We start from the raw sequence: 16485 nt of genomic DNA, 5'->3' as shown, positions 1-16485 counted from the left end.
CTGGTTCAACACCAGTGGTTTGATGAAGTGCCGCATCGCGAAATGCGGGTAGGATTACGCAGCTTGCTGCTGTGGCCAGCTGACGGCTTCGATGGGCCGTTCGACATTGGCCACATGTTCGAAAATTCGCGCGTTGACCCACTCGGGCTGGAAAACCGGCGCCATGTGGCCAAGCTCTGGCAGAAGCGCGATCCGAGCATTTGGCATCGCTTTTGCGATCTCGACTGAAACGTGCTGAGCGATCTCAGGCGACTCCAAACCGGTCATCACCAGAGTCGGAATTTCGAGCTCGGACAAATCCTTCAGGCGCCAGCTTTCAGCAAAGCCATTGGCAAAATCGGACATGACCGAGGGGATCATTTCAGCGAACCGATCCTGAACCTGCGCGGGCAGTGAATCCCAGAAACCATCTTCGTTCCAGAAGTCCAGAAATTGCTGCATCCCTGCGGCGGCATTGCCGTCCGCTGCCGCCGCAGTCACCACACCCGAGAGGAGTTGGATTTGCTGGAACAGCTTTTGGCTGACATTGTTGCCGTCTTTGAGGAAATGAAACGCTGCAGGCTCGTAGACTGTCAGGCTTTTGATAAGATCGGGGCGCATCAGCGCGACCTTGATGGCAACACCGCCGCCGTTGGAATGCCCGACCAGATGTACTGGACGTCCGAAAGCCTCGATTTCCCGGATAACAGCAACTGCGGAAATTGCAGCACCTTTTTGGGACATGTCACCATTCAACGGTGCGCGACCGTAACCGGGCATATCGACAGCATGAACCTCAAAACGACCTTCAAGATCATTAATCAGTTGGTCCCATTGTCCGCTATTGGACGCCGAAGAATGCAACGCAAAAATAGGTGCGTTGGTCATCTCAGTAATTTTAAAAGAAATAGTCATCGTTCTTACCCACTCGTATTTAAGATGGGTAATAACTGACCTTTCTATGTTTCATTGTGATGTCTGGAAGCGGTGCCCAGTGTTTCAGTTGTTGCTCTGTGAAGCAGGTTACACAACGCGCTATGGGGTTCGAAAACAAACAGGAATTTAGACCGGTGCTTGGCGGATTTGGCACTTACTGAAACAATTGAAACACACGACACCGATTTTGAAATGGCATTGAAACAATGATATCTTAAAAATTCAGGATGACGATGGGCATGGCGAACGATCTTGAAGAAATCGAGAAGGCGAGGAACCTTCTTCGTGATGCGATCGAGTCTCTCAAAGAAGGGTTCGCCCTCTATGATGACGACCGCCGCCTTGTCCTGTTCAATCAACGATATGCCGAAATGAACAAGGGGGTTGCCGACCTTCTGGAACCGGGGCTGGACTGGGAAATCCTGATGCGTGAGACGGCACGCCGCGGGATATACGCGGACGCCATCGGCAATGAACAGAAATGGGTTTCAGACAGGTTGGCCAATGGGGTCGAGTTCATTCAGGATTTTGAACTGACTGAAACGGACGGGCGCACCTATCTGGTTTCTGTGCATCCAACCAAATTCGGTGGTTTCGTTGTAACACGAGAAGACATAACCGAACGCAAACAGGCCGAAGTTGAAGAGCGTGATGGCGACCTTCTGATCCGCAAGGTGCTGGATGCCAGTTCGGCAATCGTGACGATGGCGCGGATCGGCGATGGCCAGATATTGTATCGTACGCCGGCTGCGTTGCAGATGTTCGGTCCATCCAAATCGGCACGACAGCACTATCTGAATCCCGAAGAGCGGGCGGATTTTGTAACCCAGCTATTGGCCGATGGTCGCGTCGACGACTACAAACTTGATCTGTTAAGAGCGGATGGAACTCCTTTTCCAGCAACGATTTCATCACAGCTGATTGACTACAAAGGTGAAGAGGTGATCGTTACCAGCGTCATCGATTTGACGGTCCAGAAAGAAGCTGACGCCCTGATCCGGCAAGTGATGGAGGCCTATCCTGCTGCCATCAACATGACGCACGCTAATACAGGCAAGGTGCTGTTTGCGACGCCTGAGATAAAGGCACTTTTTGGCGAGGCCGAGAGTTCAAAATCATATTACGCGGACCCGAATGAACGCGAACGGTATCTAAGGGACCTTCGGCAAGCCGGTGCGCTAAAGGATCGGCGGATGGAGTTCGTCGACGCAAATGGGCGTAAGTTCTGGGGCGCGGATTCGTCCCGGTTGATCGAGTTTAACGGCGAAGAGGTCATCGTGTCCAATACACGTGACCTGACAGATGAATTGGCCATCGAAGCTGAGTTGGAGAAGCAGCGCGAGCTTCTGTTTCAGAACGAAAAGATGTCGGCGCTGGGTGAATTGCTAGCTGGGGTGGCACATGAGCTCAACAACCCTTTGTCTGTGGTTGTCGGTCATTCGTTGATGTTGAAAGAAGAGATTACCGATCCCGAGCTAACGACGAGGATCGAAAAGATCGGTAATGCGGCAGAGCGCTGTGCGAAGATCGTCAAAACCTTCCTTGCGATGGCGCGCCAGCAACCCAGCAAGATCGAACAAGTTGACGTGACCGGCATGATCGAGACAGCAGCCGATGTGGCAGGGTATGGAAGTACGTCGGGCGAAATTCAAATCAAACGAGATTTGCCTGATGATTTGCCGCCTGTTGAGGGGGATACTGACCAACTTACGCAAGTCGTGTTGAACCTTATTTTCAACGCTGAACAGGCGATGGCGTCATCTGGAATTGGCGATCACATCCGAATCTCGGCCGAAGCCAAGATTGACAAGGGCCTGGTTGAGATCGCGGTTGAAGACAATGGGCCGGGAATTCCCAAAGCTATACGCCCCCGTATTTTCGAGCCGTTTTTCACCACGAAAGAAGTTGGTGATGGAACCGGGATCGGCCTAGCGTTTTGCCACCGGATCATTCTGTCTCATGGTGGGCACATCAGGCTTGATCAGACCGCGAAATCGGGCACCTGTTTCCGTATCACCTTGCCGGTTGCTGTGCCGCAAAACGGCGTAACGGAAGAGGCGCCCGAGCCAGTCGTGACACAAAGCACACACCGGGCTCTGGTGGTCGATGATGAGATCGAAGTGGGTGAGATCAATGCCGAGATTCTCAGGAGAGATGGTTTTCACGTTGATTTCGTCTCGTCGGGCGAAGAGGCGCTGAATTGCCTGCAATCCAACACTTATGACGTGTTTCTGAGTGACATGAACATGCCCGGTGTCGACGGGCGCAAAATCTACGAAGCGTTGACCACGCGCTTCCCGAGCATGTTGCAACGAACCGCTTACATCACGGGCGACACAATGGGCGAAAGCTCTTTGGGCTTACTCAAGGAATCTGGCCTTCCTTATCTGGAAAAGCCGGTATCGCCATCCGAACTCAGAAGTCTTGTCGCAAAACTTCTCGCCGACCAGAAGGACCAAGCAGATGGATAATCAACAGACCCATATTTTGGTCTGCGACGATGAGGTCGACGTGCGTGAGATGCTTCAGGAATACCTGAATAAGCGCGGTTACAAAGTCTCGGCTGCTTCTGGCGGAGATGAGCTCAGGTCCATCATTTCGTCGACTGTGGTCGACGTTATGATCATGGACATCAATATGCCAAAAGAGGACGGGCTTTCCATTCTCAGGTCTCTGCGCCCGGAAAACACAACGCCAGTGATCATGCTGACTGCAGCAGGGGATGTGGTTGACCGGATCATCGGGTTAGAGATGGGGGCCGATGATTATCTGGGTAAACCAGTGGACCTTCGTGAACTGGAAGCACGGATCAAGGCAATCCTGCGCCGCGGGGCGATCAACGATCAGGGGTCAGGCGACAGCTCTGGCGGCGATCAGGCAAGTTTCGGCGACTACACGCTGGACAAGGAGGCAGCAAAACTCCTTGCGTCCGACGGCTCCGAAGTCCCGCTGACGGCGATGGAATACAGTTTGCTCAAGGTTTTTGCCGAAAACAAAGGGCGCGTGTTGAATCGCGACCAGCTTCTTGAACAAGCGCATGATCGGTCCTGGGACCCATTTGATCGCAGCATCGATATCAGGATTTCCCGGTTGCGCCGGAAACTTGAAAGCAACCCGGAAAAGCCCGAGATCATCAGAACAGTGCGCGGAATTGGATACCTGTATGATCCGAAATAGGTGTGGTTCCCGACTCGGTTTGGCCGGGAACCGCTATTTCTATCAGTTTGATGGCTAGCTGCAGCAATCGCTTCAGATGCAGTCGTCAGACGCGTGCTTTTTCAAACGCTGTCCACGCCTGTTCGAAAGCATTGAAATCAAAGCCGGGCTTTCTGGCCGCGTCCAGAACGATCCGCTCGGTCGACAAGAGCTTTTGAATCGCGCCTTCCAGTTGATCAATGAAGTCTTTGGGCATCACCAGCGCGCCGTGACGGTCGGCATGGATCAGCTCGCCTGGTTGGACGGTCAGGCCGAACAAAGAAACCGGCGTGTCAATCTCGCGGATATGCACGAAACCATGACTTGGCCCCACAGAACCGGCGACAACGGGGAAGCCTTCGGGTACGTCCCCGAGATCACGCATGACGCCATTGGTCAATGCGCCGGACATGCCGAACCCTTTGTGGACCGTTGTGTTGATCTCACCCCAATAAGCGCCGATGCAATCGGGGAAATCCAGATCCTCGATCACGGCGACCGATGGGCTGGGGGCCTCGGCCATGTATTTATAGTACGCCATGCGACGGGCCTTGATGACATCTGCGGCTTCGGTCGGCGGGTTGACCGCAGCAATTTTGGCGGTGCGCGCATAGCCGACGATTGCGGGCTCTTCTGGGGCCGAGCATAGCATTGTGCCGCGCGTAAACCGGTCAAACCCACGCTTGCCTTGCGCCACTTCGATGGCGTTGCAGACGGTTGGTGTATCGACTTTGCGGAGCAGGGTTAAAAGGGACGGGGTCATGTGTCCTCCAGCCAGCGGAACAGCGCCGCTGTCGTTTCATTGGGTTGTTCAAGTGTGGGCAGGTGGCCCGCCCCTTCGATAATCTCGAGCGTGCTGTTGGATAGTAGGTCGTGCATCAGCTCGTGGCGTGTAACCGGGCACAACCCATCGTCGCGCCCGCATAAGACTAGCGCTTTGCTAGAGTAGGCCGCCAAGGTTTCACACTGGTCGGGACGGTTCATGAGGGCCTGCGACTGGCGCAGGAAAACCTCGGGGCCCAGATCGGTCGCCATTTCCATGCAAAGGTCCAGAATTGCGCCCTGCCGCGGCCCATCAGCCAGATAGTTGGGCTTCATCTCGTCGCGCATGACATGCCGCAAACGCCCCTCGCACACTGCGGCCATTTGGGGTAGGCGGCGTGCCTTTACCTCGGGCGTTTCCGCCAGCGGATTGGTGTCAAGCAACGCAAGGTGTGAGACTCGGTCAGGCGCCTGACGCAGCACCTCCATGGCGATGATACCGCCCATCGACAGACCCGCGATAGCGAACGATGGCGGGGCATTTCGCAGGATGTCGTCAGCCATTGCCTCAACGCTGTCATGCTGGCTTAGCGGAAAGGTCATCAAAGGTCGGCTGTTTGACAGCGCGTTTATCTGGGGGCCAAACAGCCGCGCATCGCACATCATGCCGGGCAGAAGGATGAGGGGTGTCATGCCGATGCCAGTTTTGCCCCTTCGGACAAGCTTGCCAGTTTGGCGTAGGCAATCTGCGGATCGACCGCACCGAAGCCCGCAAAGGTACCAAACCCGCAATCGCTGCCTGCAATCACGCGATCGGCGCCCACAATCCCGGCAAACCGTTCAATCCGCTGCGCCACCAGTTCAGGGTGCTCGACGAAATTGGTAGTGGTATCGACCACGCCGGGCACCAATACTTTGTCATCAGGTATTTCGGCCTTGCGGTCTCGAAACACGGTCCATTCATGGGCATGGCGAGGGTTTGAGGTCTCGAACAAAACATAGCGCGACTTGGTCGCCATCAGGGTGCTGAACACTTTGTCCATCGCGATATCGCAGCAATGTGGGCCTTCGTAGTTACCCCAGCAGATATGTACCCGGACCCGATCCTGCGGGACGTTCTGTAGCGCATGGTTCAGGGCCTCGACATGCATGTCGGCGATCTTGAGGAATTCATCATCAGACAGATCGGTAAACAGCATATGGCGTGAGAGAGCCAAATCCGGGCAATCAAGCTGGAGATCCAGCCCGGTGGCTACGATTGTTTCGTATTCCTCTTTCATCGCATCGGCCAAGGCGGCCAGATAAGCCTCGCGCGTGGGGTAAAAATCATTCTGCAGAAACAGAGAGATCACGCCGGGCGATGCGGCATTCATAAAGCCGCGTTCAACCCCATGCTGTGCCATAGCTGCTTTGAGGTTGGCGATATCCTTCTCCAGCTCACCTTGCCCTTTCGAGCGGACCTCGCCGGTACACATTGGGCGGGCATATTGGGGTGTGCCACCATCGTCTGCCAGCCGCTGCAAGAAACCGGGAAACATCTTCAGGTCCGCAGGTGCGTTGCGTGGGCTATCACCCGAGAATCCGGTATAGCGGTCCTTGACGTAAGTCGCATATGAGATCTTTGAGGTCTCGCCATCGCTCACGATATCGACCCCGGCCTCGGCTTGTTTGCGGACGGTTTCAGTGACGGCATCGGCCATACAAGCATCAAATGCGTCGGCGTCGAAGGCTTCTTCGTTTTCGCGGGCAAAGATGAAATCCACGACCTCTTGCGTTCTGGGAAGAGACCCAACATGTGTGGTTTTTATGGTCATAAGGGTACCTTAGTTCTTTCTTGCCATCAGGATCGTATGGCTTTGTGTTTCAGGGTCTTCGGCCAGAAAGCCAGTCATATGCAGCCCGTTTTCTTCCAGACACATGGCATAGCCAGCAGGGGACAACGAGGCGTGATAAACAGGCTCTGTGCCAACAGTGCCGGTAACCTCACCGGCGCGAGGACCAACAGTCAGCATCAGCATACCACCGGGCCGCAGATGACGCGCCATCCGTGCGATACAGACCTGTTGTTCATCTGCCGTCAGATGGAAGAAACTGTTCCAGGCAATGATCCCGTCGAATTGCTGATCCAGTTCAAATTCCCGCATATCCACTTTGCGCCAATCCCCGTCCGGCCAACGGTCGCGCGCGATCTTTAGCATCGCTTCCGAAAAATCGACACCGGTGACAGTAAAACCCTCGGCCATGAACCAGCGGGCGATCGGATCGCCCGTGCCACATCCAAGGTCCAGCACGTGGTCACCCGGTGTAAGGCTGGCGGTAAAGCGCGCCAACCAGCGCGCTTCGAACAAAGCCTTCGAGCGACGTTTGTCATACTCTGACGCCTGCCGCTCATAGACACCGTGCGTATCGTCAGGACCTGCGCTCATCCTGTCCAGGTTGCCCCGGCAGGATCATCGGTTGCAGTGATCCGGTATAGACCTGCCTGTCCTGTCATCGAAGGTTGGACACTGTAGGATTCACCCGGCATAACCACGGCCGTATCGCCATTGGACAGGGTAGTCTCAAACCCGTCGACCGACACTAGCCAATGACCGCTGGCGGGCATCAGAACCACCGGCTTTTCGGCCTTGACCGCCTCGGTCACGCTCGAGCCGCGCCCGAGAAAGTCGACCTCAAACCCCGGTTTGTCTTTGATCATGCCAGTTTCGCCGATCACCACGGCCGGTTTGTTGGCTGACAGAGCCATCAGGTCCCAGTAACGTGCGACGTACTTGCCCACCACATCCTCAACCGGAACCTCAGGGTAGTCTTTCAACTGCTCTTCAGTCAGCAGCGGCATAGGGCGCACGTTATGTGGCAGTTCCTGACCTTTTTTGGAATCATAAAGAACGCCATTGTCACCCAGCATCAGACCATGCGCCTGCGCGTCCTCGATCACCTGCGGTGCCCAGGTCACGCCGCCGCCTGCGTCATCTCCGCCAAGGATCGACATGATCATGCCGTAGTCCTGACCAACATTCTCGAAACCCCGGAAGATACCGGTCGGGATATTAAAGATATCACCCTCTTCAGCGATGAACTCACCTGCTGTGCCATAACGGCCCCAGAAGAACCGCCAGCGGCCCTTGGCGACAAAGAAGACCTCGGCAGTTGTGTGGCTGTGCAGTGAGTTGCGGCATTTCGGAGGCTGACCCGCCGCGCCGATGTTAAAGCCGATCTTGTCAGTGATGTGCACGTGTTGGTCGGGTGATTCCGACACGCCACCACCGACGATGGTAAAGTTCTCTTTCTGATCGCTGCCCGGTGTGTGGGCGTCGATAAACGCGGTTTTACAGGGCTTAAGCTCACCGTAGCGGACGATGCGTTGTTGGATAGTGCTCATAAATCTCTCCATTGATTTGGTGCATGCGATAAGGAATTGACCTATCGCGCACCGGGAGGACGATTGTTCAAACGTTTGGCCCGCAGCGACGCCCGGTGGCAATGATACCGGCGGGTCGCTTCACGGGCGTCAAGAAAGTGAGGCACCGAAGGCATCAAACGTCTCCGGTTGCCAGCGCAAGTTGTTTCCAGATCGCGGTTTCATCAAACAGCGTCCATTCGCGGCGCAGCCTGATGTCACCGCCGATCAGCTCGCCCCATTCGGCATGACTGATGCCCAGCACATACAGCTCAGCCCCGGTTGGTGCCCCAAATGCGCCCCATCCGTCGTGCTTGCCGTGCAGGCTCCAACGGATCGCGGACCGCGGTGGCATATTGGGATCGTCACGGCCAATCTGGTGGTGGATGGTGAATGTCGCACTTGGAAGAGCCGAACGCAGAGACATCCAGAACTTGTCCACTGGCTCGCGCCCATATCCGGTTGCGCCTCCGGGATACTCCGATTGCACGGCGCGGTCATAGGACCGCTCAACAGTGGCCATGTCGGCCTCCATCATGGCCGTCAGCAATTCGGCATGACGTTGCCCCCATTCGTTATCATTGCCACGACCCGAATAGGGGCCCGCGATATCATTGGCCGGCGTCAGAGGCTTGACGCAACTCTCTGGGCCACCTTCGCGCGCAATCAGATCGCGGGCATACTCTTTCGGATCCCATCCCATCTGCCGCACGATTGCACCATTGTCTCGGATCAGCCATTCGTCATCAATCGCGTTGTTGACGGCGTGGCAGTCGGCCAGAATTCGGTAGTGCAGCTTTGCGCCTGTTGCCTGCCCGAATGCGCCATCGCCCAGATGCGTTGCGGTGGACATGATGCGATGGCTCGACAGCATCCCGTCTTCGGGCGTGCCAGACCAAATCACATCTTCCCCCAGAAGCGTACGGTCTGGAAACTCAGCCAAGGTCGCCATGGTTGAGCCGATGACACCCAAGTTTCCGGTGGACACGCTGCCTGGCATGCGCACGACTATTTCCGGGGCATAGTATTCGTGCAGCGTCGAAATTCCGCGGTCTTCCCAGATCTCTTTGGTGATCCCGATGATGTAGTCGGGAAAGTCTTTGAATTTGTTGGAAAAGCCTCTCATCACCTTGTCCTTTGTGGTGTCCAGCCCTTTGGTAACCGAGCGGATGTGCGCACGATCAGCGGCCCATCAATGGCCACTTTGCGCGGTTCGGCTGTCTCAGGGGTGTCGATATGTTCAAAAAGTGCTGCAACGGTTTCCGCCACCATCAGGTTTGCACGCTGGCGGATCGTTGTCAGATTATAGGCAGGCCACGCGGCAGGTGGCACATCGTCGTATCCCACGACCGAGACATCCTCGGGCACCTGCAGGCCCAACTCAAAACGGAGAACATCCATCACCGCAAGGGCCATGTGGTCGTTTGCGACCAGCACAGCATCGGGTCGATCATCAGGTGCGACGTCGAACATGCGGCGCGCGGCGGCACGTGCATTTTCGGTGTGGAACTCTCCGACATCATGGGCAAAGAGGGTCTGCCCGGCCTCTTCTAATGCAGCCCTAAAGCCTGCTTCGCGATCGCGCTGGGTCGAAGCGCCCTGCCAACCCGCAATATAAGCTATCCGCTTATGCCCACCAGCGACCAGAAATTCAGCGACCTTGCGACCGCCTGCATAGTTGTCTGAGGTCACCGTGGTAATGCCTTCGATGTCCTGGCTACGGTTGAACAGAACAACCGGCACGCCCGCCTGTTGGCAGCGCATCGCAATATCAGATGACATCGGGACCGAGGCCAGGATGACCCCATCGACCTGATAATCCAAAATCTCGTCCATCACGTCGTCGATATTCCCGGCAGAGCGTGAGGCCATGAAGATCAACACATGATACCCTTGTACCTGCAGCGCGTTCGAAAGCTTCTCAAGCGCTTCGGGGTAGAAGTAGTTATCCAGATAGCCGACCACCAGGCCAATGATCCGGCTTTTGCCCGATACCATCGCCCTTGCCAGAACATTGGGGCGATAGCCCAGCTTAACGGCTGCTTTGCGTACTTTCTCTTCGGTCTTCTTGCTGACCGATGCGCCGGGCGTAAACACCCGGCTGACCGCCGACTGGCTGACGCCAGCCAGTTGCGCAACTTGAAGAGAGGTGACTTTTTCAGCCATCAGTCCGCCGTCCATCCCCCGTCGATAAGCATCGAAGTGCCAGTGACCAGGGCAGAGGCGTCCGAGGCCAGATACGCGACTGCGCCCATGATATCCTCGACCTCACCGACGCGATCCAGCTTGATTTTCTCCATTATCCACGCGGCCCGTTCGGGATTGTCGAAGGTGGATTGTGTGAGCGGTGTGCGAATGAATGTCGGGCAAACGGTATTGATCCGCACGCCTTGCTTTCCCCATTCGATCGCCATGGCTTTGACCATCCCCTCAAGCCCGTGCTTTGTGGCGCAATAAACCGCGCGGTCGATGCCACCCACATGGCCCATTTGGCTTGAGATATGGATGATCGAGCCCCGCTTGCCCGCCGCCATCAGTGCTTTGGCCGCATAAGACGACAGGAAATAGGCGGATCGAAGGTTAACCGTCGTTACCGCGTCAAAGTCTTCGGGTGTTGTTTCGACAGCTGGGCCATGGCGCGCCAGACCGGCTGAGTTCACCACGACCTCGAAGGCACGACTGTCGAACAGGGCTTGCATGGCATCCAGATTGACTTGATCCAGAACTTGCGCCTCGGCCGACCAGCCCTGCGCTTGCAACGCAGAAACAGTTTCGTTCAAGCGATCAGCACCACGCGCGGCACAGACCACATGTGCCCCAGCTTCGGCCAACGCAACGGCACAGCCTTGCCCAATGCCTGAAGACGCCCCAGTCACAAGTGCGCATTTCCCTTTCAGGGAAAACGAGGGTGTGCGCGGAAGGTCGGTCATCAGCTCATTCCATCCGGTATTTCAATGCGGCCCAGGTTTCGGGCCTTGTTGAATTCCCGCAGGCGGGCAAACACGTCAACACCAAGCTGCCGATAGGCGTCCAGCAAATCGACCAGAACCCAGTTTTCGCGGATTCTGCCATTCTCCAGCCGCCAGAAATCGAGGCTGCGCATGGTGATTTTCTTGCCCGATGGTGCGATGCCCATCCAGCCGTCATGTGTGACGGTCTGAATCATGTTGGGCCAGCCGGTCACAGCGGCATATTCACCATCACCGAAGAAGTGATAGGCGATCTCATCCACATACTGACCGCGATCAGGCATCCCGCTCAGGAATGGGATCTGGTGCCAGTTGCGAAAACCTGTATAGCCGCGCCCGGTTCCGATCCCCGATGGGCCGTACCAATTCATGCGCGGATGCCAGAACCGCTCCATCTCCATCACTTCGGGACCGCCTTGTGACGGGTGTTTCTTTAGGTGTTCCAACATGTCGATGATGTGCTGGCAGGTCGCTTTGCCTTTCGCAGCATCATATGGCCCGGGTACGATCCCATCCTGCGTTGCAGGGCCGGGGACATGCCATTCGCTCCCCAGACTGGGTGCCATCGGCCATGCGTTGGCTTGCATCATCACTTCGGGAATGTCCCAAAGCGCCTGCATCTCGACTACTTTGCCGTCCACAAATCGATAGAACTCGTGGAAGCGCATCGTCACCTGATGACCTGTTGGCGGAATGTCCAGCCATGGTCCTGTAAAGGTGCCTGTGTAATAGCCACCGGCGCCGACCCAGTCCGCACCAGCCTCGTCCGGGCCAGCCATGACGATGTAATCGCGGCGCTCCAGATCGGGCCAGGCAGTCAAAAGGTCTTTGTAGGTGCTGTTATAATAGGCATCGCTGCCTGTGCTGTCCCCGAACGGGTGACATAGGTGAAACACAGCGTCCGGTTCAGTCAACCCGGCCAGCGTCTTACGAACGCCGGCCTCTGAGAAGTCATACATGGCGGCCCTGAGCGGAGCGATCAGGGCCTTGTGCTGCGTGTTCCTGTCAGTCATTCAGCGGCGTCCCTATATGGCGCGGGTTCGCCATAGGGTACATTGATACCGCCATAGCGACGCACGCGGACATTGCATTGTTCGGCGTGACCCACAAAGCCTTCCAACATGCACAGGCGCGAGCCGTACTCGCCGATCATTGTCGCGGCTTCGTCCGTCAGAACCTTCTGATAACTATGCGTTTTCAGGTATTTTCCAACCCAAAGGCCACCAGTATAGCGGCCCGCTTTCTTCGTCGGCAGGGTGTGATTTGTGCCAATCACTTTATCACCGTTCGAGACATTGGTGCGTGGCCCAAGGAACAACGCGCCGTAACACGTCATGTTTTCAAGGAACCAATCGTCGCGATCCGTCATGACCTGGACATGTTCAGACGCGATGTCGTCGGCGACTTGCAGCATCTCATCATAAGTATCGCAGACGATGACTTCACCGTATTCTTCCCACGACACTTTCGCGGTCCCAGCAGTCGGCAGAATGCCCAGAATGCGGTCGACTTCGGACAGTGTGTCCTCGGCCAGTTTACGCGAGTTGGTCAGCAGAACGCAGGGGCTGTTGTACCCATGCTCGGCCTGTCCCAGCAGGTCGGTGGCACAAAGCTCAGCATCAGCGGCGGTCTCGTCAGCGATCACCATCGTCTCGGTTGGGCCCGCAAACAGATCGATGCCCACGCGGCCAAACAACTGGCGCTTGGCCTCGGCAACGAACGCATTGCCGGGACCGACCAGCATATGCACGGGATCGATCGTCTCGGTTCCCAGAGCCATGGCACCGATGGCCTGAATGCCGCCCATGACGTAAATCTCATGCGCTCCACCCAGATGCATCGCCGCGATCACGGCTGCGTTGGGCTTGCCGTTGAACGGAGGGGTGCAGGCGATGATACGCGGAACACCGGCAACCGAGGCTGTCGCCACAGACATGTGTGCCGAGGCCACCATTGGGAACTTGCCCCCGGGCACATAGCAGCCAACCGACTGCACCGGGATGTTCTTATGGCCCAGAATGACACCGGGCAGGGTTTCGACCTCGATATCCAGCATCGAATCGCGCTGTGCCTGTGCAAAGTTGCGCACCTGTTCCTGCGCGAATTTGATATCAGCCAGTTCCCGGTCAGTCAGCTGACCGATCAGCTCATCAATCTGTTCCTGAGACAGGCGAAACGCCTCGGGCGAATAGTTGTCGAACTTCTCGCTCAGCTCGCGCACGGCTGCGTCGCCACGCGTTTCAATGTCCTTCAGCGTTGCTTCGACCACTGCACGGGTTTTGGCGTCATCTTCAGCCCGGTCAGCGTCAGACTTACCGCGTTTCAGATACTCGATCGTCATTTTTCAATCCTCAGTTTTCGGGCCGGGGCGGAACCTTTTCCCCCCGGTCAAATGCTTCCCAGCCTTCACCGTTAAACAGGTCGACACCCAGCTGAGCGGCGACATGGGCGAAATCGACATTCACCCAATTGTCGACGATCTTGCCGTCGACCACTTTCCAAAAATCCATATAGCGGATCTCGACGCGCTTGCCGGTGGGGGCGATACCCAGAAATTCGCCTGAATGGGTAGCTTCCTGACGGCCAAACGCGGCCGCCCATTCGCCCATGTAAAGACGTGCCTCATCGATGCAGGTCTTGTCTGAAAACGCCGCTTGAAATGGGCGCTGCCAGTTGTCCTGAAATTCCTTCAGGCCGGTTTTGGTACCGCAGCCTTGATTGCCTATCCAGCGAAAGCCTTGCGAAAAAAACTCACCGATGTCGTCAATCCGGTGGTCGTTCAGACCGTCCACCATGGTCTCGATAACGCGGCGCGTATCGTCAGTCTTGCTCAGGTCCGTATCGCGGGTCAGTACCGCCTGTTCGGGACGGGAACCTTTCATGTCTATGTCCTTTCAGGATTTCCAGGGAAGAGATTGGGGGAGTGGTCCCCCAACGCTCAGAAAATCCCTGGGCATCCTGTTCAGCGCCGGATGGCGCGACATGGCGTTATGGCGCGCGTGATTGCTCATCAACCTTTCACCGCACCGGCGGTCAGACCGCTGACAATCTGGCGCTGGAAGATCATCACAAGGAAGAACAGAGGTGCAATGATCGACACAGCTGCGGCAACAGCGACAACCTGGTCTGTGGTGGTGGTTTCACGGTTGAACATACCGACGATGGCCGGAACCATGGTCTGGTTCTGCGCATCCAAGAGCAACGAGGTCACGAGGAAGTCGTTATAAGCCAGCAAGAAGCTGAACAGACCCGTGGTGATCACACCCGGCCACATGACTGGCATAATTACACGGCGGAACGCCTGGAAGTGGTTGCAGCCATCAACTCGGGCGGCCTCATCAAGTTCGGCAGGAATGTTCTGGAAGAACGAACGCAGCATCCAGATCGTGAAAGGCTGATTGATCGCAACCAGAACCGCAATTACGGCAAAGGGTTTTCCGTACAGAGTTGGTGCATTTTCGCCTAGGATCGGCGACAGCCATTCGGCCGAGTTGATGAAAACCGGCAGGTAGCCTGCAACCAGAACCGAATGCGGCAGCGCGCGGAAGATCAACGCGACGATCAACAGCCAGAATGCCAGCGTCGAACCCGACCGCGCAAGGCCATAGCCCGCCAGAGTACCCACAGTCAGTGATACAGTCACAACTCCAGTCGTCACGATCAGAGAGTTCTTAAAGTTGTTCGTAAACCCGCGATCAATCCATACGGTTTCGTAGTGTTCGGTCGTCAGGCCCAATACGTCACGACCAAGCGGTCCCAACAGGGGGTTTAGAATGTTGAGTGCAGTGGGCAAAAGTACGACGAAGACCAGCAACAGCGCGATCAACGTGACCAAGACACCGATAACCCAACCCAACCACTCTTGCCCGGGTTTGCTGTAGGATTTGATCATCGATGGCAGCTTTTTCATGACCAGAAGCGCGGCTGCCCAGATCGCCGCGATGCCTATGATGATGTCGAGTATCGATAACCCATTGCCCGTCGCAAGCGTCGCAGGGCCCAGGATCACGTTGAGCGCGTTGCTGTCGTAAGCATCAACCGGAGACTTAAAGCTCATCACCGTGATCCACACGATCGGGAAGGCGGCAATCAGACACCAGATCACGAGGAAGATGTTCGAGGTCAGCCGCAGGCTAAGGGGTTGGCGAAGGGCGCGCGAGGACATGTTAGTGACCTCCTTTGTGATCGCGCCAGGTCCGGCGCAGCGGAAGGATAAGCAGAATGACGATACCGATCATGGTCAGCATCGCGCTGGCCGAGGCCCGGCTGATTGACCGGTTTCCAGCCTGATCCGGCACAAGGAAATCAAAGGTCAGCCACTGCAGCGAGATGACGTAGCCCTGGCTCGAGAAGCCGACGACTTCTTCGAATACCCGATACGAGTCCATCAGGTGGATCATCGAGATGAAGATGATCAGTGGCATCAGGTGCGGGATCACGATGTATTTCATGCGCTGCCAACGGGTTGCCCCGTCAATGACAGCACTTTCCAAGCTGTCCTGATTGACGGTCTGCAGGCCAGCATAGAAGACGATGGCGGCAAAAGGCGCTACGTGCCAGACGCGGTAGAACATCATCAGCACTTCGATGGTCCAGGCCTGAGCGAACAATGCGATATCGCGTTGCAGCCACCATTCAAGGAAGGCCGTCATGATACCGTCGCCCCGGAACAACCAGTTGATCGAAAGGGCGCCAATAACAGGCGTGATGATGAACGGAAGCAGCGAAATAAAGATCACCGGCCCTCGAATTGATTTCGCCGCATTGTTGATCAACACCGCGATCCCCAGGCCACAGACTATCACCAGGGGTAGGGTGATCAGCGTGAAGGTCAATGTAAACCGCAGCGCCTTCCAGAAGTTGATCGTGGACAGAACGCTCCAATTGCCTTCCGTCACCGCGCGCCAGGCACGCTCGGGCTCAAGCACGTTCCGATAGCTCTGCAGCCCGACATATTCGGTTCGGGTGACAATTTCGCCATGCTCATCCAGCACGGGCTGCGAAACTTCCTCGGTCACGCAGGTCTGGGTCAGGAAGCCCGGTGTACAGGTTTCCTTTTCAACCGTCTCGTAAACCGGTTGAGTAATATAGAAACTCTGCTGAAAAACGCTCACCAGAGGGAACGCGATAAAGAGAAGCATCATAAAGACAGAGGGGCCTACAAAGGCGGCAAATGTCCTGAAATTCATGGCTCTGCCTTTCTCATGGTTCTCGAAAAAAGGAGCAGGAGGGCCGAGGCCCTCC

At 56.2% G+C, this 16485-nt stretch carries 16 protein-coding genes; 2 read left to right on the top strand and 14 right to left on the bottom strand.

Annotated features, from left to right (window positions below; genetic code table 11):
• Positions 1-54 precede the first annotated feature (54 nt).
• Entirely contained in the window at positions 55-894 is an 840-nt protein-coding gene (locus tag ACR0B3_RS10345; protein WP_480808983.1) for an alpha/beta fold hydrolase, read from the bottom strand.
• 260 nt (positions 895-1154) lie between these two features.
• On the opposite strand from ACR0B3_RS10345, the gene ACR0B3_RS10340 reads away from it, so the two are divergent.
• Positions 1155-3386: an ATP-binding protein gene (locus tag ACR0B3_RS10340; protein ID WP_480808982.1), complete on the top strand. Its 2232-nt coding sequence runs from the start codon at positions 1155-1157 to the stop codon at positions 3384-3386.
• A complete protein-coding gene (locus ACR0B3_RS10335) occupies positions 3379-4092 on the top strand; it encodes a response regulator (RefSeq protein ID WP_480808981.1) in 714 nt (237 codons plus the stop codon). The genes ACR0B3_RS10340 and ACR0B3_RS10335 overlap by 8 nt, the downstream gene beginning before the upstream one ends.
• An 85-nt stretch (positions 4093-4177) precedes the next feature.
• On the opposite strand, the gene ACR0B3_RS10330 is transcribed toward ACR0B3_RS10335, so the two are convergent.
• From ACR0B3_RS10330 to ACR0B3_RS10270, 13 genes are all read right to left on the bottom strand, one after another.
• On the bottom strand, positions 4178-4873 hold the full coding sequence (locus ACR0B3_RS10330; RefSeq protein ID WP_480808980.1) for an RraA family protein: 696 nt from the start codon (positions 4871-4873) through the stop codon (positions 4178-4180).
• Positions 4870-5565, bottom strand: a complete 696-nt coding sequence (locus tag ACR0B3_RS10325) for an alpha/beta fold hydrolase (protein ID WP_480808979.1) — start codon at positions 5563-5565, stop codon at positions 4870-4872. The genes ACR0B3_RS10330 and ACR0B3_RS10325 overlap by 4 nt, the downstream gene beginning before the upstream one ends.
• A complete protein-coding gene (locus ACR0B3_RS10320; protein WP_480808978.1) occupies positions 5562-6686 on the bottom strand; it encodes a cobalamin-independent methionine synthase II family protein in 1125 nt (374 codons plus the stop codon). The genes ACR0B3_RS10325 and ACR0B3_RS10320 overlap by 4 nt, the downstream gene beginning before the upstream one ends.
• A gap of 9 nt (positions 6687-6695) precedes the next feature.
• A complete protein-coding gene (locus tag ACR0B3_RS10315; protein WP_480808977.1) occupies positions 6696-7298 on the bottom strand; it encodes a class I SAM-dependent methyltransferase in 603 nt (200 codons plus the stop codon).
• The gene (locus tag ACR0B3_RS10310; protein ID WP_480808976.1) at positions 7295-8254 is read right to left on the bottom strand and encodes a cupin domain-containing protein; all 960 of its coding nucleotides are present in this window, start codon (positions 8252-8254) and stop codon (positions 7295-7297) included. The genes ACR0B3_RS10315 and ACR0B3_RS10310 overlap by 4 nt, the downstream gene beginning before the upstream one ends.
• 154 nt (positions 8255-8408) lie before the next feature.
• A complete protein-coding gene (locus tag ACR0B3_RS10305) occupies positions 8409-9398 on the bottom strand; it encodes a nuclear transport factor 2 family protein (protein WP_480808975.1) in 990 nt (329 codons plus the stop codon).
• On the bottom strand, positions 9398-10438 hold the full coding sequence (locus ACR0B3_RS10300; RefSeq protein ID WP_480808974.1) for a LacI family DNA-binding transcriptional regulator: 1041 nt from the start codon (positions 10436-10438) through the stop codon (positions 9398-9400). The genes ACR0B3_RS10305 and ACR0B3_RS10300 overlap by 1 nt, the downstream gene beginning before the upstream one ends.
• The gene (locus tag ACR0B3_RS10295; protein WP_480808973.1) at positions 10438-11202 is read right to left on the bottom strand and encodes an SDR family NAD(P)-dependent oxidoreductase; all 765 of its coding nucleotides are present in this window, start codon (positions 11200-11202) and stop codon (positions 10438-10440) included. Before ACR0B3_RS10295 ends, ACR0B3_RS10300 begins: the two co-directional genes overlap by 1 nt.
• Complete coding sequence (locus ACR0B3_RS10290; RefSeq protein ID WP_480808972.1) at positions 11202-12254, bottom strand: ester cyclase; 1053 nt, start codon at positions 12252-12254, stop codon at positions 11202-11204. Before ACR0B3_RS10290 ends, ACR0B3_RS10295 begins: the two co-directional genes overlap by 1 nt.
• On the bottom strand, positions 12251-13582 hold the full coding sequence (gene hisD / locus ACR0B3_RS10285; protein ID WP_480808971.1) for a histidinol dehydrogenase: 1332 nt from the start codon (positions 13580-13582) through the stop codon (positions 12251-12253). Before hisD ends, ACR0B3_RS10290 begins: the two co-directional genes overlap by 4 nt.
• A gap of 10 nt (positions 13583-13592) precedes the next feature.
• Entirely contained in the window at positions 13593-14123 is a 531-nt protein-coding gene (locus ACR0B3_RS10280) for an ester cyclase (RefSeq protein WP_480808970.1), read from the bottom strand.
• A gap of 128 nt (positions 14124-14251) precedes the next feature.
• Positions 14252-15406 carry a carbohydrate ABC transporter permease gene (locus ACR0B3_RS10275; protein ID WP_480808969.1) on the bottom strand — a complete coding sequence of 385 codons (1155 nt, stop codon included), beginning with the start codon at positions 15404-15406 and terminating at the stop codon, positions 14252-14254.
• A gap of 1 nt (position 15407) precedes the next feature.
• Positions 15408-16430 carry a carbohydrate ABC transporter permease gene (locus tag ACR0B3_RS10270; protein ID WP_480808968.1) on the bottom strand — a complete coding sequence of 341 codons (1023 nt, stop codon included), beginning with the start codon at positions 16428-16430 and terminating at the stop codon, positions 15408-15410.
• Positions 16431-16485 lie beyond the last annotated feature (55 nt).

It is taken from the genome of Ruegeria sp. CE9 (genome assembly GCF_056537425.1).
The sequence above is the reverse complement of the archived record's forward strand: the minus strand, read 5'-3'. Positions and strand labels throughout refer to the sequence as shown.